General features: G+C 62.9%; 1 protein-coding gene. It reads left to right on the top strand.

All coding sequences use genetic code 11. The features are described 5' to 3' along the window. Positions 1-267 (top strand): TerC family protein (locus ACEN88_RS35540; protein WP_413347100.1); only part of this gene is annotated, 267 nt, incomplete at both ends.

The raw sequence follows: 267 nt of genomic DNA, 5'->3' as shown, positions 1-267 counted from the left end.
CTGCTGCTCTGCGTCATCGCGATCGGCTTCGTCGACCTGGTGTTCGCGCTCGACTCGATCCCCGCGATCTACGGTCTGACCAACGAGGCGTACATCGTCTTCACCGCCAACGCCTTCGCGCTGATGGGTCTGCGCCAGCTGTACTTCCTGATCGGCGGTCTGCTCGAGCGTCTCGTGTACCTGTCGCAGGGTCTCGCCGTCATCCTCGCGTTCATCGGCGTGAAGCTCGTCTTCCACGCCCTGCACGTCAACGAGGTGCCCTTCATC

It is taken from the genome of Massilia sp. CT11-108 (assembly GCF_047302915.1).
GTDB classification, from domain to species: domain Bacteria; phylum Pseudomonadota; class Gammaproteobacteria; order Burkholderiales; family Burkholderiaceae_D; genus Telluria; species Telluria orientalis.
The sequence above is the reverse complement of the archived record's forward strand: the minus strand, read 5'-3'. Positions and strand labels throughout refer to the sequence as shown.